The organism is Streptomyces griseosporeus, from assembly GCF_014656055.1.
Classification (GTDB): Bacteria; Actinomycetota; Actinomycetes; order Streptomycetales; family Streptomycetaceae; genus Streptomyces; species Streptomyces griseosporeus.
In genome coordinates, this window is the sequence record NZ_BNBR01000005.1 from 512,233 (window position 1) to 538,066 (window position 25,834).

Genomic DNA, 25,834 nt, shown 5'->3' on the forward strand with positions numbered 1-25,834 from the left:
GGGGGCGTTACTTGCTGAGCTGGGTCGACGGGTCGACCAGGGTGAAGGTGCGCGGCACCTCCACCGCGCGCAGCCGGCCGCGGCACCAGCGCCGCAGCTCGGCGGCGTCGACGCCGGCTCCGCCGGGGCGGGGCAGGATCTGCGCGGCCAGGCCCTTGTCGCCGTCGGCGGCGACGCGGGCGGCGCTCACCTCGGGGTGGTCGGCGAGGACGCGTTCGACGAGGCCGAGGAAGACCTTCTCGCCGGCCACCGAGGTGACCCGGCGCGCGCGGCCGACCAACTGGTAGGTGCCGTCGGGCAGTTCCTCGCAGATGTCGCCGGTGGGCACCTCGTCCCCGGCGTACGGCACGTACGCGCCGTCGGTGTAGCCGCCCGCCTGGGCGGTGGGGGTGCGGACGACCAGCTCGCCGTCCGGGCCGAGCCGCCAGCTCACCCCGGCCAGCGGCCGGCCGAGCCCGCCGTCGTGCGCGGTGCCGCCCGGCGTGTGGGTGGCGACGCGCGGTCCTGCCTCCGTCAGCCCGTAGGTCGTACGGACGTCGGGCACGCCGCGGGCGCGCAGCTCGGTCAGCGCGGTCCGGCCGAGCCGGTCGCCGCCGACGGTGACCTGGCGCAGCGACGCCGGGAAGCGCTCGCCGCTGTCCAGCACCCGCATCAGCAGGTGCGGGGTGAGCGCGGTGTGCGTGGCGCCGAAGCCGCGGCCCGCGTCGAACCAGTTCGCGGTGGCGAACGGCGGCTCGATCAGGGCGAGTCCGGCGCCGGCGGCGAGGACGCCGAGGACTCCGCAGACGAACGCGGACGAGAAGTACATCGACTGCGACAGCAGATAGCGGTCGCCGGGGCCGAGCCCGCCGACGCTGTCCCAGTGCATGCCGGCGTTGCGCAGCAGCCGGGAGCGGCGGTGCACGACGGCCTTCGGGAGTCCGGTGCTGCCGGAGGTGGCCAGCACCAGCGACGGCTCGTCGTACGGCGGCGCGCCCGTGCCCGGCTCCCCGTCCAGCCGCAGCAGTACGGTGCCCGCGTCCCGCGCGAGGGGTCCGCCGCCGCGCGCCGCCCAGGTCCGGGCGACGGCCGGGGTGAGCCGGCCGGCGACGGCGCCGGTGGCCGCCGCGAGCAGCCGGTAGCTGTCCGGGGCGAGCGCGTCCGACAGCAGCACCGGCACCAGCCCGGCCTCCCAGGCGGCGGCGACGTCCAGCAGGGTGGTGAGCCGGCTGCCGGTGCCGACCAGCACCCGGTCGCCCGGCGCGAAGCCGTGCCCGGCCCACTGCTCGGCGCGCTCCGCGACGCCCGCCACCAGCGCGGCCGCGTCCAGCACCCGCACCCCGCGGGGCGTGTACTCGGTGACGGAGGCGGCGGGATGGACCCAGCCGGCGCCCGCCTCGGACGCCCCACCGGGAGCAACACCGCCGGAGGCGACACCGCCGGGAGCAGCACCCGCCCCGGCCGGCCCCCCGAGGAGAGCCTGTGCGGTCCCGCTCATCGCACCCCCGCCGTCCTGGCGTCCGCCAGCAGCGGGGCGACCCGGTGGGCCGCCGCGAAGTCCTCCGCGGCCGGGGCGCCGCCCGGGCCGTCCGTGCCGCGCGGCGCGTACAGGTCGGCCGGGTCCAGCGCCACCACGTGCTGCTCGGAGACGGACACCGCGCTGTCCACGTGCTCGACGGCGGCGAGGACGGCCAGGCCCTCCCCGGAGCGCCCGGTGGCGTCCGGCAGCCACGTGACGTGGCCGACGTAGCCCGTGCGGATCGCGCCGGAGCCGAGCCGCAGCGCGGCCAGGAACAGCGCCCCGTCGAGGGTGGCGCGCTGCCCGGCGAGCACCACCGACGGTCCGCGGGCGGCGAGTTCGCGGGCGGTGCTCTGGGCGACGATGTTGTAGCCGGCGACGGAGAACGTCGACGGCGAGCGCCGCCCGGCCGCGAGCGCCCCGGCGAAGGCGCGCACCGAGCGCTGGTTGCCGCGCCGCGTGCTCACGAACACCCCGCGGGAGAACGGGTCGTCGTCCCCGGCCGGGGACGCGGTGGTCAGTTCGCGGGCGGCGAGCGCGCCGAGCAGCGACGCCGGGTCCTGCTTGCCGCGCACGTCCTGCGCGGCGACCTCGGTGACGAGGGCTTCGGGCACATGGTCCTGGGACAGGTCCGCGCGGAAGCCGGGGGTGGCGAGGACCACCGCCGCACGCAGCCGGACGGCTCCGCGCAGGCCGTGGAAGAACACGGTCGTCATGTCACCTCCTGGGTGCGGACGGTGGCCGAGGAGTGGACCCGGCCCTGGACGGACAGTGAGGCGCGCACGGTGGACAGCCGGCCGGAGCGCAGCAGCCGCGCCTCCAGCACGGCCCCGGCCGGGGCGACGGCCTCGTCGGTGATCTCCAGCTCGTCGATCCGGGCCGGGACGCAGCGGTTCGCGCCGCGCGCCCGGGCCGCGAGCCGGCAGGCGATCTGGTGCATCGCCTCGACGGCGATCAGCGGCCCGGCGCCGGTCAGATCCCCGGCGGGCAGGACGAGTTCGGCGCGCGCGGCGTCCCCGTCCACCTCCAGCGGCCCGCACAGGCCGAGGAACCAGCCGGTGGCGGGGGCGTACGGCTCAGCCATGGCCGGCGTCCCCCGGCCAGGTGCCCATCATGTGGTAGCCGGCGTCGACGTACACCGTCTCGCCGGTCGTCCCGGACGACAGGTCGCTGAGCAGGTACAGCGCGGTGCCCGCCACGTCCTCGGTGGTGATGGCGCGGCCGAGCGGGCTGCGTCCGGCGCGCTGGGCGAGGGAGGCCGCGAAGTTGGGCAGCCCGAAGGTGGCCAGGGTGCGCACCGGCCCGGCGGACAGCACGTTGACGCGGGTGCCGGACGGGCCGAGTTCGGCGGCCAGGTAGCGGGCGGCGGACTCCAGCGCGGCCTTGGCCACGCCGAGCACGTTGTAGCCGTGGCAGACGCGTTCGGCGCCCAGGTAGGACAGGGTCAGCACGCTGGAGTTCGGGGTGAGGTACGGCCGTACCGCGCCCGCGAGCCCGATCAGCGAGTAGACGCTGGACTCCATCGCGTGGGTGAAGCCGGACCGGCTGGTGCTCGCCAGGCCGCCGGCCAGCTCGTCCTTGTCGGCGTGGGCGACGGCGTGCACGACGAAGTCGATGCCGCCGTGCCGCTCGGCGAACTCGGCGCACACCCGCTCCAGCGCGCCCTCCTCCAGCACGTCGCAGTGCCCGAGGTACGGCGCCTCGGCGCCGTCGGCGACCAGCCGGGGCGTGGCCCGCTGCAGCCACTGCCCGGCGGAGGACGCCCGGTAGGTGAAGCCCAGTTCGGCGCCCTCGGCGGCCAGGCGGCGGGCGATGCCCCAGGCGATGGAGCGCTGGTTGACCACGCCGAGGACCAGGCCCCGGCGGCCGGCCAGCAGCCCGGTGCGGGCGGGGGCCTCCGTGGCGGGGGCGAGGGTGCCGGTGGACATGTGCGGTCCCTTCTCAACGGTCGTCGTGGTACTCACAGCTGGGCACCTCCGGCCACCGGCAGCACCGCGCCGACCAGTTCCGGGTTGCGGGTCACCAGCGCGGCCACCACCTGGGCGACATCGCGCGGGTTGGTGAACCGGCGCAGCGGGATCTCCTGGAGGTACTTCTTGCGGTCCTTGCCGTCGAGCATCACCTTGGTCAGGTCGGTCTCGACGAAGCCGGGTTCGACGACGTTGGCGAACACGTTGAACCGGGCGCCCTCCAGCGCGATGTTGGCGGCGTACCGGGTCAGGGCCGCCTTGCTGACGCCGTACATGGCGTTGCCGACGCGGGCGTTCCGGCGGGCCTGGGAGGAGATGAAGACGACGTCGCCGCGGCGGTGCCGGAGCATGTGCGGCAGTGCGGCGTGGGTGAAGGTGACGGCGCTGCCCAGGTTGGTGTCGAGGAGCTGCTCCAGCTCCGGCCAGGTGACCTGGTTGACCAGCCGGTCCACGGTGAGCCCCTGGTTGTTCACCAGGGCCTGGAGCCGGCCGGTGGCGGCGACGCGGTCCATGAACGCGCGGACCTGTTCGGCGTCGCGGCCGTCGACCTGGGAGCCGCGGGCCAGTCCGCCGGTGGCCTCGGTCAGTTCGTCCGCGGCCCGCTTTGAGCTGAGGTACGTGAACTCGACGTCGTAGCCCTCCTGGGTGAGCCTCCTCACCACGGCCCGGCCGATGCCCCGGGCCCCGCCGGTCACCACCGCGACCGGCCGCCCGCCGGGCTCGGAACCCTCAGTCGTCTGCACGCTGTCGGTCATCGGTGACCACCTCCCCTCGTACGGCGACGACCTCCCGGCCGTCCTCTTCTTCGATCAGTGCGGTGCAGGTGACGGCGCCGGCGTCGTCGGCGGTCGCCGTGAGGCGGACCCGGGCGGGCGGCACCAGCGGGCGCGCGAACCGCACGTCCCGCAGGCCGCGCGCGGCCGGGTCCAGGCGGCGGGCCAGGCCGAGCAGCAGGTGCGCGGCGGCCGAGCCGGGCAGCACCGGGTTGCCCGGGAAGTGCTCGGCGAAGACGGGCCAGCCGGGGTCGAGGTCGAGCACGGCGGTCACCGTGCCGTCGGTGTGCCGGACGTCCGGGGCGACCGGAATGCCCAGCAGGTTCCCGCTCATGCGGCCACCGCCGCTTCCCGCCGCGCCCCGCGCCGGGCCGTCAGCCGGGCCAACTGCCCTGTGACAAAACGGGCGTAGGAGTCCGCGTCCACCCGGGGGCGGGCCGCGGCCGGTACGTGCGCGTCGAGCACGGCGTGGTCGAAGCGGAAGCCGCAGCTCATGAACGCCACGTTGTCGGCGTTGACCGAGGCGTACGCCCGGTCCAGTGCCGTCGCGGGCGGCCCGAGCCGCAGCACCTCCGCGCCCAGTGCCGCGTTGACGGCGTCCGCCGCGGCGGCGTTCGTCAGGGTCTGGTCGCCCAGGTGGTAGTAGGCGGCCACCTCGGCGCCCCGCGCGGCCCGGTCCGCCAGCGCGGCGCAGCTCGCGGCGAGCTGGTCGACGTGGGCGAGCGGCGGCGCGTTGCCGGGCTCGGCGTCGATCGTGAGCGCCGCGCGGCGGGCGACGACCTTGGCGAGCATCTCGACGAGCGTGTAGTACCCGGCGCGGTTGTCCTGCACGGCCGCGTGCCCGTCGGGCCCGATGACCGAGCCGAGCCGCAGCATCGACACGGGCGCGCCGGTGTGCGCGCGAAGGTTGTCCAGCATGTGCTCGGCGAGCAGCTTCGACAGCACGTACGGGTTGACCGCGTCCGGCCGCCACACCGGCGCCTCGGGGACGGTCTCCCGCCGCGCGGGCGCGCCCGGTCCGGTGACGCCGACGGTGGAGATGTGGAAGAACCGCTCGTCGGGCGCGCACAGCTCCAGCAGCCGCAGTGGTACGGCCGTGTTGGCGGCGACCGTCGCGGCCAGCTTGTCCTGGTCGTACGACAGGGACGCGCCGACGTTCCACACCTGCGCGACGGAGTCCAGCCCGGCCCCGCGCAGCGCGGCGGGGGTCAGCCCGTCCAGCGGCAGCGCGGTGACCCGGTCGAGCAGACCGTCCCGCCCCTCCGTGCCGGCCGCCTCCAGCACCCGTCCGATCCGGCGGCGCAGCCGCTCGGTGTCCGGTGCCCCGGCGGTGAGCAGCAGCACCCGGTCGAAGGCGGGCAGCAGTGCGGCGGTCAGTGCGGTGCCGACCAGGCCGCCGGCGCCGGTGACCACGAGGTTCCGGCTCATGCCGCGCCCCCGGCGGTCAGGACGACGCAGGAGTTCGCGCCGCCGAAGCCGTAGGTGACGCTCACGCCCAGGGCGCGGTCCGCGTCCAGCGGCAGCGGCGCCTCGCCGGTCGCGACAGGGGCGCCGGCCCAGCGGTCGTGCGGGGTGCGCAGGCCCGCGGTCGGCGGGGCGACCCGCTCGCGCAGCGCGTACGCCGTGAGCAGCGCCTCCACCGCGCCGGTCGCGCCCAGCGAGTGGCCGAGGGCGCCCTTGGTGCCGGAGACGGCGACGTCCCGCTCGGGGAAGACCGCCGCGTACACCGCGGCCTCCAGCGCGTCGTTGACGGGCGTGCCGGAGCCGTGCCCGTTGAGGTGGGCGACGTCGGCCGGGGTCGCGCCGGCCATCGCGAGCGCCGCGCGCAGCATCCGCGCCGCGCCCTCGCCGGACAGGTCCGGGGAGGTCAGCGCGTCGATGTCGGTGCTGGCGGCCCAGCCGCGCAACTCGGCGAAGGGCACTCCGGGCAGCCGGTCGGCGGCGGTGAGGACGAGCGCGCAGGCGCCCTCGGCGAGGGTGGTGCCGTCGCCGTCGGCGTCGTAGGGGCGGCAGCGGTCCGGGGACATGGTCTTCAGCCCGGAGTGGCCCGCGTACTTGCCGGGCTCCAGGGAGTCCACGCCGACCGCGAGGACGACCGGGGCGATCCCGGAGGCGACCAGGTCGGCGCCGTAGCCGACCGCGTCGGTGCCGGAGGAGCAGGCCGAGGAGAGCACCACGACCGGGCCGGTCAGGCCGAGCCGGCCCGCGACCTCGTCCCAGAAGTGGTCGAGTTCCACGTCGGGCCCGGTCTGCTCGAAGATGTCGCCGAGACTGATCCCGACGGTCACCCACGCCTCGGCGAGTTCCCGGCGGTCCACGCCGGCCGCCTCCGCCTGCCGCAGCGCCTCGGTCAGCGCGGCCTCGGCCAGCGCCGCGAGGCGCGGCCCGCCGGTGAGGCCGGCCAGCCCGGCCACCTCACCGACGGTGCCGCTGCGGCCCGTGCTGCCCGCCTCGAACAGGCTGAGCGGGCCGAGCCCGCTGGCCCCGGCCCGCACCGACGCCCAGGTGGCGTCGGCGGAACCGGCGAGGCAGGTGGTCGCGCCGGCCGCGGCCACGGCGACGCGGACGGGGGTGTCGCCGCTCATGCGGCCCGCTCCGCGGTCTTCGGCGCGGGGAGCTGCCGGGCGAAGGCCTCCGGCACCGGCAGCAGCCGGTAGGGCTCCTTCTGCACGAAGACGAGGTTCAGCTCGGCGCGGGCCAGCAGCTTGCCGCGGGCCTCGGCGCGGAAGTGCAGCTGGAGCGCGCGGCCCAGGTTCTCGGCACGGGTCACGGACACCTGCACGGTGTCGTTGCGCAGCGCCGAGTTGCTGTAGGAGGCGCGGACGCGGGCGACGCGGATCTCCACGCCCTCGCCGAAGAAGCCGGGCGGCGAGCTGTAGCGGCCGAGGAACTCCTTCAGCGCGTTGCTGTACCACTTCAGGTAGTTGGAGAAGTGCACGACCTCGAACTCGTCCACTTCGGCGTCCCGGACGGGATGCTCCAGGCTGAGGATCATCAGGTTTCCCCCCTTGTCGTGTCTGCGTGTCGTGGCGTGGTCAGCCGGCGAGCTTGCGGCCGACCAGGGCGACGATGCGGCCGACGGTGGCGAAGTTGTCCGGGACGAACTCGCCGTCGGTGACGGATATGCCGTACTCGTCCTCCAGGTGGGCGAGCAGCTCGGCGAAGCCGAGGGAGTCGACGCCGACGTCGGTGCCGAGGAGCATGTCGTCGGTGATCTCGGCGGGCTCCATGTCGATGAACAGCGCGTCCACGATGAACTGCTTCAGGTGGGCGGCGACGGCGTCGGCGGCGAAGGTCTCGTTGGCGGTGACGGTCATGACGTACTCCTTGCGAAACGGTGGGTGGGAGGCCGGGCGGCGGGCGGTCCGCCGCCCGGCTGAGGAAGGTGTGGCGAGGGTCAGTCCTCGAGCGTGGCCAGCGCGGCCTTGGCGATCTTGATGTCGTCGCTCCAGTGGCCGCCGCTGACGCCGATGCCGCCGACGACCTGGCCGTCCACGACGATCGGCAGGCCGCCGCCGAAGACGATGAGGCGGCGGATGCCGGTGGGGGCGCCCATGGCGAGCGGCTGGTCGTCCTTGATGAACTCGTGCCACTGGTCGGTCGGCAGGCCGAAGCCGGCCGCCGTGTACGCCTTGTCCTGGGCGATCTCCAGGGTGAGCAGGGCGGCGCCGTCCATCCGGGCCAGGGCGTTGAGGTGGCCGGACTCGTCGACGACGGCGACGGTGGAGGGCTGGCCGAGCTCGGCGGCGGCCTTGAGGGCCGCGTCGACGAGCTGCCGGGCGAGCTCGTTGCTGAGGGCGGCACGCTGGCGGACCTGGGCAGACATGGTCAACTCCTTGTGAATCACGAACAGATGGGTGGGGGTGGTGGTCTCAGACCGCGACCGGCGCCTTCGCGGGGGTGTCCGCGGCGGCGGTGCGGGGCAGGGCGACGACGGCCGCGGCGGCGAGCGCCAGGTAGCCGACGACGACCCCGAGGAGCAGCTGCGGGAAGCCGACCCGGTCGAGCAGCAGCCCGGCGAGCAGGATCAGCAGCGTGTTGACCGCGGCGAACCGGGCCTCGTTGGCGCGCAGCGCGGCGGCCTTCTCGGCGGCGGGCCGGTCGGCCAGCAGCTCCCCGATGGCGCCGACCGCGACCGGCCGCACCGCGCCCACACCCGCGCCGAGCGCGAGGGTGGCGACGGCGGCACCGGCGGTGTTCGGCTGCCACAGCAGGATCAGCAGGCCGGCCCCGGCGAGCGAGGCGCTGGCGGTGGCGGTGGCGCGGGCGCCGAACCGGTCCACGGCCGCGCGGCCGTACCGGGCGGTGAAGTAGCCGCTCAGCGTGTACGAGCCGAGGACCAGCCCGAACACCGGCAGCGACACATGCAGCCGCAGGTAGAGCAGATACGGCAGGAAGCCGATGAACAGCGCCAGCACGAAGGCCCGTACGACGGTGTAGTACGCGCTCCAGCGCAGCACGGCGGCGTACGCGGGGCCCTTGGCCCGCTGGGCCGGCGTGTCCTTCGGCGCGGTGGCCGTCGGCTTGACCGCCGGTTCGAGCCCCCGCCCGACCAGCGGCGCGGTCAGCGCGGCCAGCGCGGACATCGCCGCCGACAGGTAGAACGGCGCGGTGTGCGAGGCCTGGTAGAGGATCGCGCCGAGCACACCGGCGACGAGCGCGGCGGCGAAGGTCAGCGAGCCGCTGCGGCCCTCCCAGGCGCGGGCGTCGGCCCCGTCGCGGCGGCACACCTCGGCGAGCAGCGCCGAGTCGGTGCCGCTGGCCAGGGAGAAGCCGAGCGCGGCGATGATCTGGCCGGCGATCGCCACGGGCAGCCCGCCCGGCAGGGCGAGCAGCACCAGACCGGCCGCCTTCAGCCACTCGCCGGTGGCGACGGCACCGGTGAGGCTCAGCCGGGCGGCGAGCGGCTTGGTGACGGGTCCGGCGAGGGCCAGGGCGGCGCCGTACACGGCGAGCGTCAGCTCCACTGTGGGCAGCGACAGGCCGCGGTCGTAGAGGAAGACGAACAGGATCGTGAGGTGGAAGTAGCTGCGGGACAGGACCCGGTAGCCGGTGAACAGACGTGGGGCGGAGAGCATCGCACCTCCCGGGGCGACGGTGACGGACGGACCGTCAGGCGGCGGTGACCGTCGGCTTGAAGGAGGGGCGCCGGTCCTCGTACGCCCGGATCCTGTCGGCGTGCCGCAGGGTGGCGTCGATCTCGTCGAGGCCCTCCATCAGCCGCATGCGGTGGTAGGGGTCCAGCTCGAACGGCACGGTCAGCTCACCGGCCCGCACCTCCAGCGCGGCCAGGTCGACGGTGACCGGCTCCTCGGGGAACTCCTCGGCGCGCCGCCACAGTTCGGCGATGACCTCGTCGGGGAGCTGGATGGTGAGCAGCCCGTTCTTCAGCGAGTTGCCGCGGAAGATGTCCGCGAAGCGGGGCGAGAGCACGACCCGGAAGCCGTGGTCGAGCAGCGCCCACACGGCGTGCTCGCGCGAGGATCCGGTGCCGAACTCGGGGCCCGCGACCAGCACGGTGGCGCCCTCGTGGCGCGGCTGGTTGAGCACGAACTCCGGGTCGGTGCGCCACACGGCGAACAGGCCGTCGGCGTAGCCGGTGCGGGTGAGCCGCTTCAGGAAGCGGACCGGGATGAGCTGGTCGGTGTCGACGTTGCTGCGGCGCAGCGGCAGCATGCGGCCGGTGTGGGAGACGAAGGGTTCCATGGTCAGACCTCGGCGAAGACGGGCTCGGGCAGGGACTCGGGCGAGGCGAGGGCCCCGGCGACGGCGGTCGCGGCGGCCACCGCGGGCGACACCAGGTGGGTGTGGGACCCGGCGCCCTGGCGTCCCTCGAAGTTGCGGTTGGAGGTGGACGCGGCGCGCTGCCCGGGCTGCAGGAAGTCGGGGTTCATGGCCATGCACATCGAGCAGCCCGCGTTGCGCCACTCGGCGCCGGCCTCGCTGAACACCCGGTCCAGGCCCTCCGCCTCGGCGGCCGCCTTGACCCGGTCGGAGCCCGGTACGACGAGCATCCGCACCCGGGGGTCGACGCGCCGGCCGCGCAGCACCTCGGCCGCCGCCCGCAGGTCCTCGATCCGGCCGTTGGTGCACGAGCCGAGGAAGACGGCGTCGACGGGGATGCCGGCCAGCGGGGTGCCCGGGGTGAGTCCCTGGTAGGCGAGGGCCCGCTCGCAGGCGGCCCGCTGCGCGGGGTCGGCGAAGGACTCGGGGGCCGGCACGAGCGAGTCGAGCGGGGCGACCTGGCTGGGGTTGGTGCCCCAGCTGACGTACGGCGTCAGCGTGTCGAGGTCGACGTCGACCTCCTTGTCGAAGACGGCGTCCTCGTCGGTGCGCAGCGTGCGCCAGTACTCGACGGCCGCGTCCCAGTCCGCGCCGCGCGGGGCGTGCTTGCGGCCCTTGAGGTAGGCGAACGTGGTGTCGTCGGGGGCGATCATCCCGGCGCGGGCGCCCGCCTCGATGGACATGTTGCAGATGGTCATCCGCGCTTCCATCGACAGCCCGGCGATCACCTCGCCGCGGTACTCGATGACGTGGCCCTGCCCGCCGCCGGTGCCGATCTTCCCGATGACCGCGAGGATGATGTCCTTCGCGGTGACCCCGGGCCGGGGCGTGCCGCGCAGGTTCACGGCCATCGTGCGGAACGGCCGCAGGCGCAGCGTCTGCGTGGCGAGCACGTGCTCCACCTCGCTGGTGCCGATACCGAAGGCGAGCGCCCCGAAGGCACCGTGCGTGGAGGTGTGGGAATCCCCGCACACAATGGTCGTACCCGGCTGGCTCAATCCCGTTTCCGGACCGATCACATGGACAATTCCCTGTCCCGGATCGCCCAGCGGATAAAGCGTGACCCCGAATTTCTCACTGTTCTTTCGAATTGCCTCGACCTGCGCCCGGGAGGTCGGGTCGGCGATCGGCAGACCGATGTCCTGGGTGGGCGTGTTGTGGTCCTCGGTCGCCAGGGTGAGGTCCGGGCGGGCCACCTTCCTGCCGCGCAGCTCCAGGCCGTCGAAGGCCTGCGGGCTGGTGACCTCGTGCAGCAGATGCAGGTCGATGTAGAGGATGTCGGGCTCGCCCTCGGCCCGGTGGACCAGATGCGCGTCCCAGACCTTCTCGGCTAGCGTCTGCCCCGGCACGTCGACTCCTGTCTCGTGGGTGTTGTTCCGACGAGTAGAACTGAAACAGGAGGGGAATGACGTCCTCAATAGAAGTGCCCCGCAGGGCACATGGGCGTACCACTAAAGTGACACGGCCCCACGGAATGCCATATTCCTCGTGCGATTTCCGCACCTGCCGATCTAGATTCGCTGCCGTGAGCATCGTCGCCGAACGTCATCGACCCCTTACCGACCGCCGCCTCGGGCACCGGCTGCTGCTGTGCGTCCAGGAGGCGCGGCCGCTGGTGCAGGCCGCCTTCGTCCTGCGGTTCGCGCTGGGCGCGCTGTGCACGCTGGGCAGCGGCCGGGCGCCGGGCTTAACGGTGCTGGCCGGTGCCGCCGCCTGGTGGGCGGCCACCACCTGCGCGTACCTCTTCAACGGCCTGATGGACCTGCCCGAGGACCGCGCCAACGGCTCCTCCCGTCCGCTGGCCGGCGGCCGCCTCGACGTACGCACCGCCCGCGCCGGAGTGGTGGCCCTCGCCGTCACCGCGCTCGCGCTCAGCCTGTTCGCGCCGCGCACCACCGGCTGCGTCCTGGTCTTCCTCGTCCTCGGCTACCTGTACTCGGCGCCCCGCGGCGCGGCCAAGCTGCGCGCCTGGTCCGCCAGTTGTGTCACCACCGCCGCCACCTTCGCCACCTACCTGGGCGGTGCCCTCTCCACGGGCCGCACGCCCAGCGCCACCGCCCTGCTGTTCGGCGCCGTCATGTCGCTGTGGGTGGGGCTGATCGGCGCCGTCGCCAAGGACCTCGGCTCCACCGGCGGCGACGCGCTGGCCGGCCGCCGCACCCTCGCCGTCGTCCGCGGCGAGGCGGCCACCCGCACCTTCTGCGCCCTGGCCGCACTCTGCCTCGCCCAGTTCTCCCTGCTCGGCGCCCCCTGGACCACGACGCCCGTGCCGCTGACCACCGGCGCGCTGGCCCTCGCCGTCGGCGCCACCCTGCTGACCGCCCGCTGCCTCGCCCCGCGCACGGTCGCCCCGCGCAGCCCCTACCGCGTCGCCATGGCCACCCAGTACGGCGTCCATCTCGCCACCGCCGCCGCCCTGTTGCTCGGTATGTGAGACATGCCCGGCATATGAGACGCGTAGTGCCGATCACAGGCACGCGGCGCACACTGCCAGGGGTTCTTGAATGATTCTTTGCGGCAGGCCACGTTGCATGTAATGGAACATTGCTACGGTCTGCCACGTCGGCTGGAGCGGCCCCACACGTCCCGGCTGTCGAGACAGGAGGGGGAAGCGCCGGGATGTCTGCCACCGCCGGGTCACCGCCCGAGCGGCGCGCCGCCGTGGTCGAGGCGGTGATCGCCGCGTACGCCGCAGGACTCAGGGAGGCCGACAGCGCCCTCGTACGCAACGACAGGATCTGGAACTCCGCGCGCGACCAGGCGCGCGACATCCTCACCGAGTGCCTCGCCGCGCTGCACGGCGAGCAGGTGCAGGTCGCCATGGAGGCCGAACTCACTTCCATGGCCCTCGGGATGCGCCGCGCCTTCGAGCAGATCCCGCCCATCGACTCGCTGTTCGCCGCGCACGTGCTGTTCGAGGTCGGCACCGACGCCCTCGTGGAGGAGGCCCGCGCCTTCCCCGCCGGGACCGGCATGAGCCGCCTCACGCGCGCGGTGCGCATGCTGCACAGCTCCATCTCCACGCGCGTGCGGGCCGCCGCCATCGGCTACGAGGCGTCCACGCTGCGCGGCGTCGGCGCGGCCAACACCGCGCGCCGCGACCAGCTGGCCCGCGACATCCACGACCACATCGGCTCCAGCCTGGCCCTCGCGCTGCGCTGCCTGGACCTGTACGAGGCCGACCTGGCCGCCGGCGGCAGCGCGCAGAGCCGGATCGCGGACGCCCGGCAGGCGCTGCGCGACACGTTCCGCTTCACCCGCTCGCTGGTCAGCGGGCTGCGCAGCTACGAACTGAGGGACAGCCTGCAGGCCGAGATCAGCTCCTACACGCAGGCCGCGACCGACGGCGCGCAGGTCGTCGTCGGTATCAACGGCGACGAGGCGTGGCTGCCTGCCGACCGCCGCGAGGAGATCTTCCTCGTGGTCCGGGAGTGCCTGCGCAACGCCTTCACGCACGCCGCCGCCTCCCGGATCGACGTGGACGTCACCATCGCCCCGGACTGCGTCGCCTGCACCGTCGAGGACGACGGCCGGGGCTTCGACCCGGCGGCGCCGGCGACCGGCCGCAGCGGCGGCATGTCGTCGATGCGGGAGCGGGTGACCGGCCTCGGCGGCACCCTGCGGGTGGCGAGCTATCCGGGGATCGGCACACGGGTCCACTTCCAGGTGCCGCTGCCGGAGGTGGCGGCGGTGGACCTGGTGGAACGGGAACACACCTGACCGACGAACGAACGGACAAGGGGGACATCGGGGGATGAACGGGGGACTTGAGATGAGTGAGGACATCGGTGCGCCGGGCGGCGCGGATACGACGAGGCCGGGCCACGGGGGTCCGGTGAGGCCGGCCTACGGGGATCCGGTGAAGCCGGCCGGCGGGGGTTCGGTCGGGCCGGCCGGCGGGAGGACCGCGGGGCAGGTCGGCGCGCGGCCGGTCGGCGCGGCCGGTGGGCGGCGAGAGCTATGGCCCGCCGTGGCCGGTGGCCGGCGGGAGATCCGGATCCTCGCCGCGGACGACCACAGCCTGCTGCGGGGCGCGCTGTGCGAGCTGCTGGACCTGCACGACGGGCTGACCGTGGTCGCCCAGGCCGGCGACGGCCCGTCCGCGGTCGCGCTCGCGGCCGAGCACCAGCCGGACATCGTGCTGCTGGACGTGGAGATGCCGGGCCCGGGCCCGCTGCAGACGGTGCGGGCGCTGCGCGAGCGGGCCCCGCAGGCCAGGATCGTCGTCCTGACCATGCACGACGACGCGCGGCTGATCGAGTCGCTGCTCAAGGCGGGCACCTCCGCCTACCTGCACAAGGAGGTCGACCGGGAGATCCTCGTCTCGGCGATCCGCAGCGCGATGGCGGGCGGCAAGACCACGTTCCTGCCCCGCCCGGTGCCCCCGTCCGGACCGCACCCGCTGACCGACCGGGAACGCGAGCTGATGACCCTGGTCGCGGAGGGCCTGAGCAACCGCCAGATCGGCACCCGGCTCGGCATAGCGGAGGGCACGGTCAAACGGCACCTGCGGAACGTGTTCGACAAGCTGGGCGCGGCGTCACGGCTGGACGCGGTGAACCGGCTGCGGGAGTTCGAACCGTTCTGACCGGCGGACCGGGTGCCCGCCGCCCGCAGACCCCGTAGTACCTGAGAGGGACGCCGAGGAACCCCCTCCAAGGGGACGACCGCGCGGGCGGGGCCGCCTTACGGTTCCGACATGGCCGAGACGACCAAGACGCACCCCACCACGAGCGGACCGGGCGAGGGCGACCACCCCGCGTACGTGCCGCGCAGCCCGGAGTTCCGCGCGGCCGCGCAGGCGCTGCGCGGCATGCGGCAGGACCTGCTGCACGACGTGTTCGCCTACCGCCCGCTGCCCCGCCTCGCCGCGGACGCGCCCTTCGTACGGCGCTTCCCGGCACCGCTGCGCCGCCACGCGGTGTGGGCGCGGCACGCGCTCGTGCTCCTCCTAGCGTGGGCGACCCTGGCGGCCGGCGCCTCCACGGGCTACGACCTGGCCTCCCCGGTCTACGTCGTGACCAGCGTGATCCCGGCGGCGGCGGTGGTGCTGACGCTGCTGCGGCCGGTGGCCGCGTTCTGGCTGTCGCTCGGCTCGGCCGCGCTGCTCGCCGTGCTCGGCGTCGACTGGGACGGCTGGCCGTTCCAGCCGGCCGGCTTCGCCGGGCACCTGTCGGTGCTGACGGTGGTGGCGCTGCGCACCCGGCCGCGTACGGCGGCGTGGATGTGGCTGGTGACCGCGGCGTACGGCGTGCTGACGGGGCCGTTCGCCGCCTACCCCTACGGCGGCTCGGACTCGGTGGAGTTCCTCTTCCTCTCCGCGCTCGTCCTGCTCGCCGTGACGGTCTGGCACATACGCCGGGACGCGGAGGAGGAGGTGACCGCCCAGCAGACGGTGACGGAGCACGAACGCTCGCGGCGCACCCTGCTGGAGGAGCGCACGACCATCGCCCGCGAGCTGCACGACGTGGTGGCGCACCACATGTCGGTGGTGGCGATCCAGGCCGAGGCGGCGCCCTACCGGGTGGAGAACCCGCCGCCGGAGCTGGCCAAGGCGTTCGCCACGATCCGGGAGAACGCGGTGGCGGCCCTGACCGAGCTGCGCCGCGTCCTGGGCGTGGTCCGCGCCGAGGACTACGAGGCCCCCGACGCGCCCCAGCCGACCCTGGCCGACCTGGACGCCCTGCTCGCGAACGTGCGCGAGGCGGGCCTGACGGTGGACAGGACGGTGACGGGCGCCGTCCGCGAACTCCCGCAGGGGGTGGAGCTGTCGGCGTACCGGATCGTCCAGGAGGCGCTGAGCAACACGCTGCGGCACGCGCCGGGCGCGACGGCACGGGTGGAGATCGGCTATGTCATCGGCGGCCTGGGCCTGCGCGTGGTGAACACGCCCCCGCCGGCGCCCGCGCCGTCCGCCGCCTCGCCGGGCGCGGGACACGGCCTGACGGGCATGCGCGAACGCGTGACGATGCTGAACGGCGAGATGACGGCGGGCCCGACACCGGAGGGCGGCTACGAGGTGACGGTGTACCTGCCGGCGCGCACGCCCGGTGAGGACGGCGGGACGGCATGACGATCCGCGTACTGGTCGCCGACGACCAGATGATGGTCCGCGAGGGCTTCTCGGTCCTGCTGAACGCGATGCCGGACATCGAGGTGACCGGCGAGGCGGTGAACGGCCGCGAGGCGGTGGCGAAGGTCCGCGAACTCGCCCCGGACGTCGTCCTGATGGACATCCGCATGCCGGAGCTGAACGGCATCGAGGCGACGCGTGAGATCGTCGCGGCGGACGGCACCGCGAAGGTGCTGGTCCTGACGACGTTCGACCTCGACGAGTACGTCTACCAGGCGCTGCGCGCGGGCGCGTCGGGCTTCCTCCTGAAGGACGCCTCGGCCCGTCAGCTGGCGGACGCGGTCCGCGTGGTGGCCGCGGGGGAGGCGCTGCTGGCCCCGTCGGTCACCAGACGCCTGATCACCGAGTTCTCCCGGCTCTCGGAACCGTCCCACCCCCTGTCCGGCGCCCACGCGGCCTACGGCGACCTGACCGACCGCGAGACGGAGGTCCTGGTCCTCATCGCGCAGGGCCTGTCCAACGCGGAGATCGCCGGACGCCTGGTGGTGGCGGAGTCCACCATCAAGACCCACGTGAGCCGCATCCTGGTCAAGCTGGGCCTGCGCGACCGCACGCAGGCGGCGGTGTTCGCGTACGAGGCACGGCTGGTGACCCCCGGCTGACGGCCGCGGCGGCTCTGGAAGGCTGACGGCATGACGACGCTCGCGGGATACGAGAACCGCCCCCTGGCGGACGGCGGGCCGCTGCTCGGCAGGCCGGGCTTCTGGCCGAACCACCTCTGGGCGCCCTGCTGCCAGGAGGCCGGGGCCGGGCCGGAGCGGTTCGGCGCCGACGGGGCGGACGTGGACGCGCTGTACGAGACGCTGACGGATCCCGGCCGCTGGCCGGTGTTCCGGGTGCCGTGCGCGGACGGCCGCGAGGTGACGGTCGTCTACCACAACCTCGTCGACGACCCCGGTGTCGCGTACCTGCTCACCGCCCCCGGCGACAGCGGCCCGCGCCCGCTGCGGGCGCTGACCTGGCGGGAGCTGGACCGCGCCGCCCACGGACCGCTCCCCGCCACCGGCGCCGACGGGATCACCGACCCCGCGGCCCGCCTCCTGCTGCTGTTCCCGCTGCTCGACGACCACGCCGTCCCGGACGAGGCGGCGGCGACGGTCGAGTCCGCCCTGGTCGCGGTGGGCGCCCCGCAGGACACGGCCCCCGCCACGGCCCGGCACCTGCTGGACCACGCGGCGGGCGAGGTGTGGCACGACCCGGAGTGGGATTCCCCGCTCAGCGGCGCGGAGCCGGAAGCCGCGCGGAGCCCCTGGTCAGACCCCGGTCCGCCGCGTTAGCGTCGCCGCATGTCCGACGTGGCCCGCCTCGCCTTCGACCCCTGGGACCCGGCCTTCCTCGCCGACCCCTACCCCGCCTACGCCGAGCTGCGGGCGCGCGGACGGGTGCTGTACTACGAGCCGACGGACCAGTGGCTCGTGCCCCGGCACGCGGATGTGTCGGCGCTGCTGCGGGAGCGGCGGCTGGGGCGGACGTATCTGCACCGGTTCTCGCACGAGGAGTTCGGCCGGACCCCGCCGCCGGCGGAACACGAGCCGTTCCACACCCTCAACGACCACGGCATGCTCGACCTGGAGCCCCCGGACCACACCCGGATCCGGCGGCTGGTGTCGAAGGCGTTCACCCCGCGGACCGTCGAGCGGCTCAAGCCGTACGTCGAACAGCTCGCCGGCGACCTCGTCGCCCGGCTCGTCGAGGCGGGCCGCGGCGATCTGCTCACCGACGTCGCCGAACCGCTGCCCGTCGCCGTGATCGCCGAGATGCTCGGCATCCCCGACGCCGACCGCCCGCTGCTGCGGCCCTGGTCGGCGGACATCTGCGGGATGTACGAGCTGAACCCCTCCGCCGAGGCCGCCGATCGGGCCGTCCGCGCCTCCGTCGAGTTCTCCGACTACCTGCGCGACCTGATCGCCGCCCGCCGCAGGGAACCCGGCGACGACCTGATCTCCGGGCTGATCGCCGCCCACGACGAGGGCGACCGGCTCACCGAGCAGGAGATGATCTCCACGGCGGTCCTGCTGCTCAACGCCGGCCACGAGGCCACCGTCAACGCCACGGTCAACGGCTGGTGGGCGCTGTTCCGCAACCCCGCCCAGCTGGCCGCCCTGCGGGCCGACCACTCCCTCGTGCCCACGGCCGTGGAGGAGCTGATGCGGTATGACACCCCGCTCCAGCTGTTCGAGCGCTGGGTGCTGGACGACCTCGAGATCGACGGGACGACGATCCCGCGCGGCGCCGAGATCGCCATGCTGTTCGGCTCCGCCAACCACGATCCGGACGTCTTCGACGTCCCCGACCGCCTCGACCTCACCCGCCGCGACAACCCGCACATCTCCTTCAGCGCGGGCATCCACTACTGCATCGGCGCCCCGCTGGCCCGCATCGAACTGGCCGCGTCCATGCGGGCCCTCCTCACCCGGGCGCCGACGCTGACCCTGGCGGCGGAGCCGGAACGCAAGCCGAACTTCGTCATCCGGGGGCTGGAGGGGCTGAGCGTCGAGGTCGGGTGATCACTCGTTCGGATGAGCGCCGATCGAATTCGGGCCGGGGCGGCTCGCAACACGTCACGCTGGTGCCGGCCTGCGGAGGGAGGCACCATGACGGTCATGGCAGAGCGCGCGTCGTCTCAGTTGTCGGTGTCCATGTTCGAGCGGATCGCCGAGTTCGCCGAGCGTGAGGACGAGGCCGTCAGGTTCGAGTTCATCGACGGACGGATCGGGCTCAACAAGGTGACGAACGGTAACCACGGCGAGATCGCCATGTGGCTCGTGTTCCAGTGCAAGCAAGCTCGCCCTGAACTCACCCTCAACACCACACAGGGACTCAAGGTCGAGGCCTACCGCAAGGGCCGGGCCCGTCCCGACGGCGTGCTCGCGCCTGTCGGCCACTTCGCCGGGAAGGGCGACTGGGCGGACCCCGACGGCGTGCTGATGGCCGTGGAGATCACGTCGTACGACGCGGACACGCACAACCGCGACCGGATCGAGAAGCCCCGTGCCTACGCCGAGGCCGGCATCCCGGTCTACCTGCTCATCGACCGCGACAGGCTGTCGGTCCTCGTGCACAGCGACCCCGACTTCGAGGACGGATACCGGGACATCCACGTGGTCCGTCTCGGCGGCAAGGTCACCCTCCCCGAACCGGTCGGCATCGAACTCGACACGGCGCATCTCAAGCAGTACCTCGACTGAGCCCACGGACGCGCACCCCACGCCGCCGGGTCGCCGCAGGCCTCAGCTCTCCAGGTCCCGCCTCCGCACCCCCGCCAGCCCCGCCGCCGTGCACACCGCCGCCACCCCCAGCAGCACCCCCGCCGGCCCCCACCGCATCTCCCCGCCCGGCAGCTTGGGGAGGTGGCCGAAGGGGGAGAGGTCCAGGACCGTCTGCGGGACGTCCAGCGCGGGGCCGATCCAGCCGAGCAGGAGGACCGCGCCGGCCACCGCCCACGCGGCGACCGCCGCCCTGGGCAGCAGCCCGTACAGCAGGACCGCCAGTCCGCCGACCACCCACACCGCCGGCACCTGGACCAGGCACGCCGCCAGGATCGGGCCCGCCTCGCCGCCGTAGCCGGCCGTGAAGCCGAGGCCCGTCAGCAGCATCAGCCACACCACCCCCGCGAACGCGATCAGCAGATGCCCGGACGCCCAGCGCAGCCGGCCCACCGCGCCCGCCAGCACCGGCTCCGCCCGGCCCGAGGTCTCCTCCCCGTACAGCCGCAGCACCGACGCGACCACGAACAGCCCGGCGACCAGGCCCATCACCCCGATCATCGACGCGAGGAACGCGTCCGTGAGCCCGGACTGCCCGCCCATCCGCTCGAAGATCTCGCGGGCCCGCTCGTTGTCGCCGACCAGATCGGCCGCCCCCTCGGTCATCCCGCCGTAGACGACCCCCGCGAGGAAGAAGCCGATCGACCAGCCCAGCACGCCGCCCCGCTGCAACCGCCAGGCCAGCGCCCCCGCCGAGGCCAGTCGGCCCGCCGCCGGTCCGGGCCGCGTCGGCAGGAAGCTCATGCCGACGTCCCGGCGGCCCGCCAGCCCGTACGCCACCGCCGCCTGCACGGCCACCGCCGCGCCGGACAGCAGCAGCACCCACCAGCGCTCACCGGCGTACGCGCGGACGTTCTCCGGCCAGCCCAGCGGCGACAGCCAGGTCAGCACCGACGAGCCGTCGTCCGTCGCCGCGTCCCCCGCCGCGCGCAGCACGAACGCCGCGCCCAGCACGCCCGCCGCGATGCCCCGGGCCAGCCGCGCGCTCTCCGTCAGCTGGGCCGCGATCGCGGCCGTCGTCGCGAACACCAGGCCCGTGGCCGCGGCCCCGAGCGCGAAGGCCACGGCACCCGCCGCGCCCAGCCGGGCGAGACCGGCGGCCAGCAGCACCGCGAGGACGGCGTCGGCGACGGCCGCCGCGAGCAGCGCCGCCGTCAGGGACGCCCGCCGCCCCACCGCCCCGGACGCCACCAGCTCCGCCCGGCCGCTCTCCTCCTCGTCCCGGGTGTGCCGTACGACGATCAGCAGGCTCATCACCGCGGCGAGCGCACCGGCGTACACGCCGATCCGCCAGGCCGTCAGCGCGCCGAGGGAGTCGCCGAACACGGGGCCGACCATCGCGCGCAGCGAGGAGTTGGCGGCCATCTGCCGCAGCAGGTCGGCGCGTTCGGCGTCGGTGGCGTACAGGTTCCGCAGGGTGTTCGGCATGGACAGCACCATCAGGGCGTTGACCGCGATCCACACCGGGGTCATCACCCGGTCGCGGCGCAGCGCGAACCGCAGCAGCGTGCCGGTCCCGGCGAGTTGGCGTCCGCCGCCGGACCGTCGTACCGCGAGCGTGGCCGTCATGCCGTCACCTCGTCCTGGTAGTGGCGCAGGAACAGCTCCTCCAGCGTGGGCGGCGTCGAGGTCAGCGACCGCACCCCCGACTCGCTCAACCTCCGCAGTACGGCGTCCAGGTGGCCGGTGTCGACCTGGAGGCGGACGCGGCTGCCGCGCACGTCGAGGTCGTGCACGCCGGGGAGGCGGGCGAGGCCGTCGGGCGGTCCGGCCAGCTCGGCGGTGACGCTGGTGCGGGTGAGGTGGCGCAGGTCGGCGAGCGAGCCGGTCTCCACGGTCCGGCCCTTGCGGATGATGCTCACCCGGTCGCACAGCTCCTCGACCTCGCTGAGGATGTGGGAACTGAGCAGGACCGTCCGGCCGCGCTCGCGTTCCTCCTCCACGCACCGCCGGAAGACCTCCTCCATCAGCGGGTCGAGGCCGGAGGTCGGTTCGTCGAGGATCAGCAGGTCGACGTCCGAGGCGAACGCGGCGACCAGGGCGACCTTCTGCCGGTTGCCCTTGGAGTACGTGCGGCCCTTCTTGGTCGGGTCCAGCTCGAACCGCTCGACCAGCTCGGCCCGCCGCTTGGGGTCGAGGCCGCCGCGGAGCCTGCCGAACAGGTCGATGATCTCGCCGCCGGAGAGGTTGCGCCACAGGGTGACGTCGCCGGGGACGTAGGCGATCCGGCGGTGCACCTCCACCGCGTCCGCCCAGGGATCGCGGCCGAGGACATGGGCTGCGCCGGAGTCGGCGCGCAGCAGGCCGAGCAGGACACGGATGATGGTGGACTTGCCGGCGCCGTTCGGGCCGAGGAAGCCGTGCACCTCACCGGCCTCGACCTCCAGGTCCAGCCCGTCGAGCGCGTGCGTCCGTCCGAACGCCTTGTGCAGTCCGGAGACGGTGATGGCCTTCGTCATGCTTCAGAACGTACGCTTACTTCAGAAATTTGTGAAGTTAAGGAACCATCAAAACGGGGCGATAGACTGGCGGAGGCCGGCCGACCAGGGGAGATGATCGAGCGATGACGGAGCCGAAGGAGGCGGGGCGCGACCCCGAGACGCTCTCCCGGTTCGTGGAGCACTTCGCCGCACAGCTCGTGGAGGCGGGGCTGCCGCGCATGCCGGCCCGCGTCTTCGCGGCCCTGCTCGCCTCCGACACCGGCACGCTGACCTCCGCCGAGCTGGGCGAACAGCTCCGGATCAGCCCGGCCGCCGTCTCCGGCGCGGTCCGCTACCTCTCCCAGGTCCACATGCTCTCCCGCGAACGCGAGCCGGGCTCGCGCCGCGAGCGCTACCGCGTCCACAGCGACCAGTGGTACGAGGCCCTCACCAACCGCGAGGCCGTCATCAAGCGCTGGGAGGACGCCCTCCGAGAGGGCATCACCAGCCTCGGCCCCACCACCCCGGCCGGCCGCCGCCTCACCGAGACCCTGGCCTTCTTCGAGTTCATCGAGAAGGACGTGGCCGGAATGATGGAACGCTGGCGCGCCCACCGGGAGGAGAGGTTCGGAGCCTGAGTAACTGATCGGATACGCTGCGTGCTGGGTGGTCTGCGGCAGGGGGAAGGCGCATCATGACGTTGATGACAGTGCGACCGATGGCAAGCGGCAGCGATCCCTTCAGCTTCGAGGAACTGCTCGACGCTCTCGACGAGTTGGACGCACCTGGCTTCCGGGCCGAGGTCATCAGGGGGAGCATCGTCTTGTCGCCGTGGTCCAAGGGGTACTACCGCCGCGTCATGCGCGCGGTACTCGAGCAGCTTGAGCCCCGTCTTCCCGACGGGCACGAGATCGAGCTGGCCCCGTTCCTGTACGTCTTCCCGGGAGAAGAGCGGGCGTACGGCCCGGACATCCACGCCGCACCCCGAGAGGCCTTCGAGACGACGAGCAACCGCCTCGACGGCGAAGCCCTCTCCTTCGTGGCCGAGCTGACCTCGGCCTCCACCCGCGACGATGACCTGACCGACAAGGTGCTCGTCTACGGCAGGGCCGGTATCCCCGTCTACCTCGTCCTGGACATGCAGGAAGAACAGGCCACCGTCTTCTGGACCCCGTCGCCCACCAAGGGCTACGAGTCCCACTGCACGAGGCCCTTCGGCGAGAAGCTGCCGATCCCGGCCCCGTTCGACTGCACCCTCGACACCGACGGCTTCCGCGCCCCGGCAGCGGACCAGGACCAGAACACCGCCTCCTGATGCCGGGGCCGGGACTCAGCGCGCCCCCGGCCCCGCCGGCAGCGTGATCCCCAGGGCCCCCTCCAGTACCGTCCACGTCCGGCGGCGTACCGGGCCCGAGACGCGGTCGTCGGCGTGGTAGCGGAAGTCCGCGCCCGAGACGGAGACCGTGCGGCCCTCGCTGAGCAGCGGGGACGCCTCCGCGCCGACCGAGGACGGGCGGACCTCCACGAAAGCGGTGCCGGAGGTGCCGGGGGTCAGGGACACCGCCTCGACCGGCTGGTCCAGGTCCACCACCGTCACCCCGTCCACCTCCACGCGCAGCCGGGACGGGCCGGCCGCCGGCAGCGTGCGGACCGGGCGCAGCGGGACCAGCGTGCGGACCAGGGACTGGCAGGTGCGCAGCCACGGCCGGGCCCCCTCCGGATCCGCTTCCGCCTCCGGCATCCGCTCCCGCAGCGGCGGGATCCCGACCGTCCCCAGCACCACCCCGTCGCTGTCGTCCACGAGGACGTCCAGCCGCCGTACCGCCCCGTCCAGCACCGCGCGCGCCGCCGCCACCGCGCCCGTCGGCACGCCGAGGGAGCGGGCCACGGTCACGGCCGGGCCGACCGGGACGACCGACAACACGGATCCGGCCAGCTCCCGCTGCCGGTGCAGCACCGACACCGCGCGCACCAGCGCCCGGTCGTCACCGATCACCACCGGCCGCCGCGACCCGCGGCGCGCCAGCGCGCGGGCGAACTCCTCCGGGTCGTCCGGCAGGCACAGCTTCGTCGCCGCACCCGCGCTGAGCACGTCTTTTGCGATCCGGACCGCCTCTCCGTCCGTCCTCCGGGCGATCGGATCGACGATCACCAGCAACTGTTCGGACGTCGGATAGGTCGCCACCTCGGTCCTGCCTCGCTTCCTCGGGTAGCATCTTTGTGCAAGAGCCCCTTGCGCTATTGCGCCAGGGGCTTCGTCTATTCCGGGGCATCCGGTCCGACGGTTGGCGGCCAATGACGGCCGCGGTGCACGCGGCGGTAGACCCTCCGCGTACGCCCCTGACCCTGGACATGCCCCGCCCGGAAGGGGTGTACGCGCGTGCCCGCACTTGTGCTGCTCGGTGCTCAGTGGGGTGACGAGGGCAAGGGAAAGGCCACCGACCTGCTCGGTGGATCGGTGGATTATGTAGTGCGCTACCAGGGCGGCAACAACGCCGGCCACACGGTCGTCGTGGGTGACCAGAAGTACGCACTCCACCTCCTCCCCTCCGGAATCCTCTCCCCCGGTTGTACGCCCGTCATCGGCAACGGCGTCGTCGTCGACCCGTCGGTCCTGCTCTCCGAGCTGAGCGGTCTGAACGAGCGCGGCGTCGACACGTCGAAGCTCCTGATCAGCGGTAACGCGCACATCATCACGCCGTACAACGTGACCGTCGACAAGGTCACCGAGCGGTTCCTCGGCAAGCGCAAGATCGGCACCACCGGCCGGGGCATCGGCCCGACCTACGCCGACAAGATCAACCGCGTCGGCATCCGGGTCCAGGACCTGTACGACGAGTCGATCCTCCAGCAGAAGGTGGAGGCGGCGCTCGACGTCAAGAACCAGATCCTCACCAAGCTGTACAACCGGCGGGCCATCGCCGCCGACCAGGTGGTCGAGGAGCTGCTGGGCTACGCCGAGAAGATCAAGCCGTACGTCGCCGACACGGTCCTGGTCCTCAACCAGGCCCTGGAGGACGACAAGGTCGTGCTCTTCGAGGGCGGCCAGGGCACCCTGCTCGACATCGACCACGGGACCTACCCGTTCGTCACGTCCAGCAACCCGACCGCGGGCGGTGCGTGCACCGGCGCGGGCGTCGGCCCGACGAAGATCAGCCGGGTCATCGGCATCCTCAAGGCGTACACCACCCGGGTCGGCGCCGGTCCGTTCCCGACCGAGCTGTTCGACGAGGACGGCGAGGCGCTGCGCCGCATCGGCGGCGAGCGGGGTGTGACCACCGGCCGGGACCGCCGCTGCGGCTGGTTCGACGCCGTCATCGCCCGGTACGCCACCCGCGTCAACGGCCTGACGGACTTCTTCCTCACCAAGCTGGACGTCCTCACCGGCTGGGAGCAGATCCCCGTCTGCGTCGCCTACGAGATCGACGGCAAGCGGGTCGAGGAGCTGCCGTACTCGCAGACCGACTTCCACCACGCGAAGCCGGTCTACGAGATGCTGCCGGGCTGGAGCGAGGACATCAGCAAGGCGAAGTCCTTCTCCGACCTGCCGAAGAACGCCCAGGCGTACGTGAAGGCGCTGGAGGAGATGTCCGGCGCCCCGATCTCCGCGATCGGCGTCGGCCCGGGCCGGGACGAGACGATCGAGATCAACTCGTTCCTGTAGGTCACACGCCGGTCGGTCACGCGCCGGTAGGTCACACGTCGGCCACAGCTGACGGAAACGGGCGCCTCCCGCAAGCGGAGGCGCCCGTTTGGCGTTCGAATGGAGCATGACCCGGCGCGAGGTGCGGTGCCTGGGGCCGTACGGCGGTGAGGTCGAGGACACCGGCTGCGGCGAGCCCGCCCGGTTCGAGCTCGTCCGCCACCGGCGCCCGCCGCTGCACCTGTGCCCCGTCCACCTCGGCCCGGCCCTGCTCCTCGCGGACGGCGTGCTGTGGCCGCCCGAGATCCGGCTCATCGCCTGACCGCCGGCCGTCGGTGCGCGGCCCG

29 protein-coding genes are annotated in these 25,834 nt (G+C 73.7%); 12 read left to right on the forward strand and 17 right to left on the reverse strand.

What is annotated here, in order from left to right:
• Positions 1-7 precede the first annotated feature (7 nt).
• The 14 genes from IE308_RS25410 to leuC all read right to left on the reverse strand — a co-directional run bounded on the left by IE308_RS25410 (position 8) and on the right by leuC (position 11,374).
• Positions 8-1,477 (reverse strand): class I adenylate-forming enzyme family protein, encoded by a 1,470-nt coding sequence (locus IE308_RS25410; protein WP_190219680.1) that lies wholly within the window; start codon positions 1,475-1,477, stop codon positions 8-10.
• Positions 1,474-2,214, reverse strand: coding sequence for a hypothetical protein (locus IE308_RS25415; RefSeq protein WP_190219681.1), 741 nt, complete (start codon positions 2,212-2,214; stop codon positions 1,474-1,476). Before IE308_RS25415 ends, IE308_RS25410 begins: the two co-directional genes overlap by 4 nt.
• Positions 2,211-2,582: a hypothetical protein gene (locus tag IE308_RS25420; RefSeq protein WP_110629423.1), complete on the reverse strand. Its 372-nt coding sequence runs from the start codon at positions 2,580-2,582 to the stop codon at positions 2,211-2,213. The genes IE308_RS25415 and IE308_RS25420 overlap by 4 nt, the downstream gene beginning before the upstream one ends.
• Positions 2,575-3,426, reverse strand: coding sequence for an enoyl-ACP reductase FabI (locus tag IE308_RS25425; RefSeq protein ID WP_110629424.1), 852 nt, complete (start codon positions 3,424-3,426; stop codon positions 2,575-2,577). Before IE308_RS25425 ends, IE308_RS25420 begins: the two co-directional genes overlap by 8 nt.
• Positions 3,427-3,458: 32 nt before the next feature.
• Entirely contained in the window at positions 3,459-4,223 is a 765-nt protein-coding gene (locus IE308_RS25430) for an SDR family NAD(P)-dependent oxidoreductase (protein ID WP_110629425.1), read from the reverse strand.
• Entirely contained in the window at positions 4,198-4,575 is a 378-nt protein-coding gene (locus IE308_RS25435) for an ApeI family dehydratase (RefSeq protein WP_190219682.1), read from the reverse strand. The genes IE308_RS25430 and IE308_RS25435 overlap by 26 nt, the downstream gene beginning before the upstream one ends.
• The gene (locus IE308_RS25440) at positions 4,572-5,669 is read right to left on the reverse strand and encodes an NAD-dependent epimerase/dehydratase family protein (protein WP_190219683.1); all 1,098 of its coding nucleotides are present in this window, start codon (positions 5,667-5,669) and stop codon (positions 4,572-4,574) included. Before IE308_RS25440 ends, IE308_RS25435 begins: the two co-directional genes overlap by 4 nt.
• Positions 5,666-6,826 carry a beta-ketoacyl synthase N-terminal-like domain-containing protein gene (locus IE308_RS25445; protein WP_190219684.1) on the reverse strand — a complete coding sequence of 387 codons (1,161 nt, stop codon included), beginning with the start codon at positions 6,824-6,826 and terminating at the stop codon, positions 5,666-5,668. The genes IE308_RS25440 and IE308_RS25445 overlap by 4 nt, the downstream gene beginning before the upstream one ends.
• On the reverse strand, positions 6,823-7,236 hold the full coding sequence (locus IE308_RS25450; RefSeq protein WP_190219685.1) for an acyl-CoA thioesterase: 414 nt from the start codon (positions 7,234-7,236) through the stop codon (positions 6,823-6,825). The genes IE308_RS25445 and IE308_RS25450 overlap by 4 nt, the downstream gene beginning before the upstream one ends.
• A gap of 40 nt (positions 7,237-7,276) precedes the next feature.
• Positions 7,277-7,558 (reverse strand): acyl carrier protein, encoded by a 282-nt coding sequence (locus IE308_RS25455; RefSeq protein ID WP_110629430.1) that lies wholly within the window; start codon positions 7,556-7,558, stop codon positions 7,277-7,279.
• 80 nt (positions 7,559-7,638) lie between these two features.
• Complete coding sequence (locus tag IE308_RS25460) at positions 7,639-8,067, reverse strand: GlcG/HbpS family heme-binding protein (RefSeq protein WP_190219686.1); 429 nt, start codon at positions 8,065-8,067, stop codon at positions 7,639-7,641.
• Positions 8,068-8,113: 46 nt separating this feature from the next.
• On the reverse strand, positions 8,114-9,319 hold the full coding sequence (locus IE308_RS25465) for an MFS transporter (RefSeq protein ID WP_190219687.1): 1,206 nt from the start codon (positions 9,317-9,319) through the stop codon (positions 8,114-8,116).
• A gap of 34 nt (positions 9,320-9,353) precedes the next feature.
• The gene (leuD, locus tag IE308_RS25470; RefSeq protein ID WP_190219688.1) at positions 9,354-9,947 is read right to left on the reverse strand and encodes a 3-isopropylmalate dehydratase small subunit; all 594 of its coding nucleotides are present in this window, start codon (positions 9,945-9,947) and stop codon (positions 9,354-9,356) included.
• A gap of 2 nt (positions 9,948-9,949) precedes the next feature.
• Positions 9,950-11,374, reverse strand: a complete 1,425-nt coding sequence (gene leuC, locus IE308_RS25475; RefSeq protein ID WP_110629434.1) for a 3-isopropylmalate dehydratase large subunit — start codon at positions 11,372-11,374, stop codon at positions 9,950-9,952.
• Positions 11,375-11,550: 176 nt separating this feature from the next.
• Between leuC and IE308_RS25480 the strand changes: the two genes are divergently transcribed.
• The 8 genes from IE308_RS25480 to IE308_RS25515 all read left to right on the forward strand — a co-directional run bounded on the left by IE308_RS25480 (position 11,551) and on the right by IE308_RS25515 (position 19,346).
• Positions 11,551-12,459: a UbiA family prenyltransferase gene (locus IE308_RS25480; protein WP_162655564.1), complete on the forward strand. Its 909-nt coding sequence runs from the start codon at positions 11,551-11,553 to the stop codon at positions 12,457-12,459.
• 185 nt (positions 12,460-12,644) lie between these two features.
• Complete coding sequence (locus IE308_RS25485; protein ID WP_190219689.1) at positions 12,645-13,745, forward strand: sensor histidine kinase; 1,101 nt, start codon at positions 12,645-12,647, stop codon at positions 13,743-13,745.
• Positions 13,746-13,995: 250 nt separating this feature from the next.
• Positions 13,996-14,613, forward strand: a complete 618-nt coding sequence (locus IE308_RS25490; RefSeq protein WP_229909053.1) for a response regulator — start codon at positions 13,996-13,998, stop codon at positions 14,611-14,613.
• A gap of 111 nt (positions 14,614-14,724) precedes the next feature.
• Positions 14,725-16,098, forward strand: a complete 1,374-nt coding sequence (locus IE308_RS25495; protein ID WP_190219691.1) for a sensor histidine kinase — start codon at positions 14,725-14,727, stop codon at positions 16,096-16,098.
• On the forward strand, positions 16,095-16,760 hold the full coding sequence (locus IE308_RS25500) for a response regulator (RefSeq protein ID WP_110629439.1): 666 nt from the start codon (positions 16,095-16,097) through the stop codon (positions 16,758-16,760). Before IE308_RS25495 ends, IE308_RS25500 begins: the two co-directional genes overlap by 4 nt.
• Positions 16,761-16,790: 30 nt before the next feature.
• Positions 16,791-17,435: a hypothetical protein gene (locus tag IE308_RS25505; RefSeq protein ID WP_190219692.1), complete on the forward strand. Its 645-nt coding sequence runs from the start codon at positions 16,791-16,793 to the stop codon at positions 17,433-17,435.
• A 9-nt stretch (positions 17,436-17,444) separates the two neighbouring features.
• Entirely contained in the window at positions 17,445-18,665 is a 1,221-nt protein-coding gene (locus IE308_RS25510; protein ID WP_190219693.1) for a cytochrome P450, read from the forward strand.
• Between the two features lie 87 nt (positions 18,666-18,752).
• Positions 18,753-19,346: a Uma2 family endonuclease gene (locus tag IE308_RS25515; RefSeq protein WP_110629442.1), complete on the forward strand. Its 594-nt coding sequence runs from the start codon at positions 18,753-18,755 to the stop codon at positions 19,344-19,346.
• Between the two features lie 42 nt (positions 19,347-19,388).
• Here IE308_RS25515 and IE308_RS25520 read toward each other — a convergent pair whose 3' ends face one another.
• Positions 19,389-20,993 (reverse strand): ABC transporter permease, encoded by a 1,605-nt coding sequence (locus tag IE308_RS25520; protein WP_190219694.1) that lies wholly within the window; start codon positions 20,991-20,993, stop codon positions 19,389-19,391.
• Positions 20,990-21,883: an ABC transporter ATP-binding protein gene (locus tag IE308_RS25525; RefSeq protein WP_190219695.1), complete on the reverse strand. Its 894-nt coding sequence runs from the start codon at positions 21,881-21,883 to the stop codon at positions 20,990-20,992. Before IE308_RS25525 ends, IE308_RS25520 begins: the two co-directional genes overlap by 4 nt.
• A gap of 104 nt (positions 21,884-21,987) precedes the next feature.
• On the opposite strand from IE308_RS25525, the gene IE308_RS25530 reads away from it, so the two are divergent.
• Both IE308_RS25530 and IE308_RS25535 read left to right on the forward strand, forming a co-directional pair.
• Positions 21,988-22,482 carry a GbsR/MarR family transcriptional regulator gene (locus IE308_RS25530; protein ID WP_110629445.1) on the forward strand — a complete coding sequence of 165 codons (495 nt, stop codon included), beginning with the start codon at positions 21,988-21,990 and terminating at the stop codon, positions 22,480-22,482.
• Positions 22,483-22,538: 56 nt separating this feature from the next.
• A complete protein-coding gene (locus tag IE308_RS25535) occupies positions 22,539-23,159 on the forward strand; it encodes a Uma2 family endonuclease (RefSeq protein ID WP_190219696.1) in 621 nt (206 codons plus the stop codon).
• A gap of 15 nt (positions 23,160-23,174) precedes the next feature.
• Here the strand turns inward: IE308_RS25535 and IE308_RS25540 are convergent, their stop codons facing one another.
• Positions 23,175-24,029, reverse strand: a complete 855-nt coding sequence (locus IE308_RS25540) for a diacylglycerol kinase family protein (RefSeq protein WP_190219697.1) — start codon at positions 24,027-24,029, stop codon at positions 23,175-23,177.
• 195 nt (positions 24,030-24,224) lie between these two features.
• Between IE308_RS25540 and IE308_RS25545 the strand changes: the two genes are divergently transcribed.
• Together IE308_RS25545 and IE308_RS25550 are read left to right on the forward strand one after the other, a co-directional pair.
• Positions 24,225-25,508, forward strand: a complete 1,284-nt coding sequence (locus IE308_RS25545) for an adenylosuccinate synthase (RefSeq protein ID WP_110629447.1) — start codon at positions 24,225-24,227, stop codon at positions 25,506-25,508.
• A gap of 106 nt (positions 25,509-25,614) precedes the next feature.
• Entirely contained in the window at positions 25,615-25,809 is a 195-nt protein-coding gene (locus IE308_RS25550; protein WP_110629448.1) for a hypothetical protein, read from the forward strand.
• Positions 25,810-25,834 lie beyond the last annotated feature (25 nt).

Coding starts and splice junctions, on each gene's coding strand:
- IE308_RS25410 (WP_190219680.1), bottom strand. CDS start 1,477: ATGAGCGGGACCGCACAGGCTCTCCTCGGGGGGCCGGCCGGGGCGGGT.
- IE308_RS25415 (WP_190219681.1), bottom strand. CDS start 2,214: ATGACGACCGTGTTCTTCCACGGCCTGCGCGGAGCCGTCCGGCTGCGT.
- IE308_RS25420 (WP_110629423.1), bottom strand. CDS start 2,582: ATGGCTGAGCCGTACGCCCCCGCCACCGGCTGGTTCCTCGGCCTGTGC.
- IE308_RS25425 (WP_110629424.1), bottom strand. CDS start 3,426: ATGTCCACCGGCACCCTCGCCCCCGCCACGGAGGCCCCCGCCCGCACC.
- IE308_RS25430 (WP_110629425.1), bottom strand. CDS start 4,223: ATGACCGACAGCGTGCAGACGACTGAGGGTTCCGAGCCCGGCGGGCGG.
- IE308_RS25435 (WP_190219682.1), bottom strand. CDS start 4,575: ATGAGCGGGAACCTGCTGGGCATTCCGGTCGCCCCGGACGTCCGGCAC.
- IE308_RS25440 (WP_190219683.1), bottom strand. CDS start 5,669: ATGAGCCGGAACCTCGTGGTCACCGGCGCCGGCGGCCTGGTCGGCACC.
- IE308_RS25445 (WP_190219684.1), bottom strand. CDS start 6,826: ATGAGCGGCGACACCCCCGTCCGCGTCGCCGTGGCCGCGGCCGGCGCG.
- IE308_RS25450 (WP_190219685.1), bottom strand. CDS start 7,236: ATGATCCTCAGCCTGGAGCATCCCGTCCGGGACGCCGAAGTGGACGAG.
- IE308_RS25455 (WP_110629430.1), bottom strand. CDS start 7,558: ATGACCGTCACCGCCAACGAGACCTTCGCCGCCGACGCCGTCGCCGCC.
- IE308_RS25460 (WP_190219686.1), bottom strand. CDS start 8,067: ATGTCTGCCCAGGTCCGCCAGCGTGCCGCCCTCAGCAACGAGCTCGCC.
- IE308_RS25465 (WP_190219687.1), bottom strand. CDS start 9,319: ATGCTCTCCGCCCCACGTCTGTTCACCGGCTACCGGGTCCTGTCCCGC.
- leuD (WP_190219688.1), bottom strand. CDS start 9,947: ATGGAACCCTTCGTCTCCCACACCGGCCGCATGCTGCCGCTGCGCCGC.
- IE308_RS25485 (WP_190219689.1), top strand. CDS start 12,645: ATGTCTGCCACCGCCGGGTCACCGCCCGAGCGGCGCGCCGCCGTGGTC.
- IE308_RS25495 (WP_190219691.1), top strand. CDS start 14,725: ATGGCCGAGACGACCAAGACGCACCCCACCACGAGCGGACCGGGCGAG.
- IE308_RS25500 (WP_110629439.1), top strand. CDS start 16,095: ATGACGATCCGCGTACTGGTCGCCGACGACCAGATGATGGTCCGCGAG.
- IE308_RS25505 (WP_190219692.1), top strand. CDS start 16,791: ATGACGACGCTCGCGGGATACGAGAACCGCCCCCTGGCGGACGGCGGG.
- IE308_RS25510 (WP_190219693.1), top strand. CDS start 17,445: ATGTCCGACGTGGCCCGCCTCGCCTTCGACCCCTGGGACCCGGCCTTC.
- IE308_RS25515 (WP_110629442.1), top strand. CDS start 18,753: ATGACGGTCATGGCAGAGCGCGCGTCGTCTCAGTTGTCGGTGTCCATG.
- IE308_RS25520 (WP_190219694.1), bottom strand. CDS start 20,993: ATGACGGCCACGCTCGCGGTACGACGGTCCGGCGGCGGACGCCAACTC.
- IE308_RS25525 (WP_190219695.1), bottom strand. CDS start 21,883: ATGACGAAGGCCATCACCGTCTCCGGACTGCACAAGGCGTTCGGACGG.
- IE308_RS25530 (WP_110629445.1), top strand. CDS start 21,988: ATGACGGAGCCGAAGGAGGCGGGGCGCGACCCCGAGACGCTCTCCCGG.
- IE308_RS25535 (WP_190219696.1), top strand. CDS start 22,539: ATGACGTTGATGACAGTGCGACCGATGGCAAGCGGCAGCGATCCCTTC.
- IE308_RS25550 (WP_110629448.1), top strand. CDS start 25,615: ATGACCCGGCGCGAGGTGCGGTGCCTGGGGCCGTACGGCGGTGAGGTC.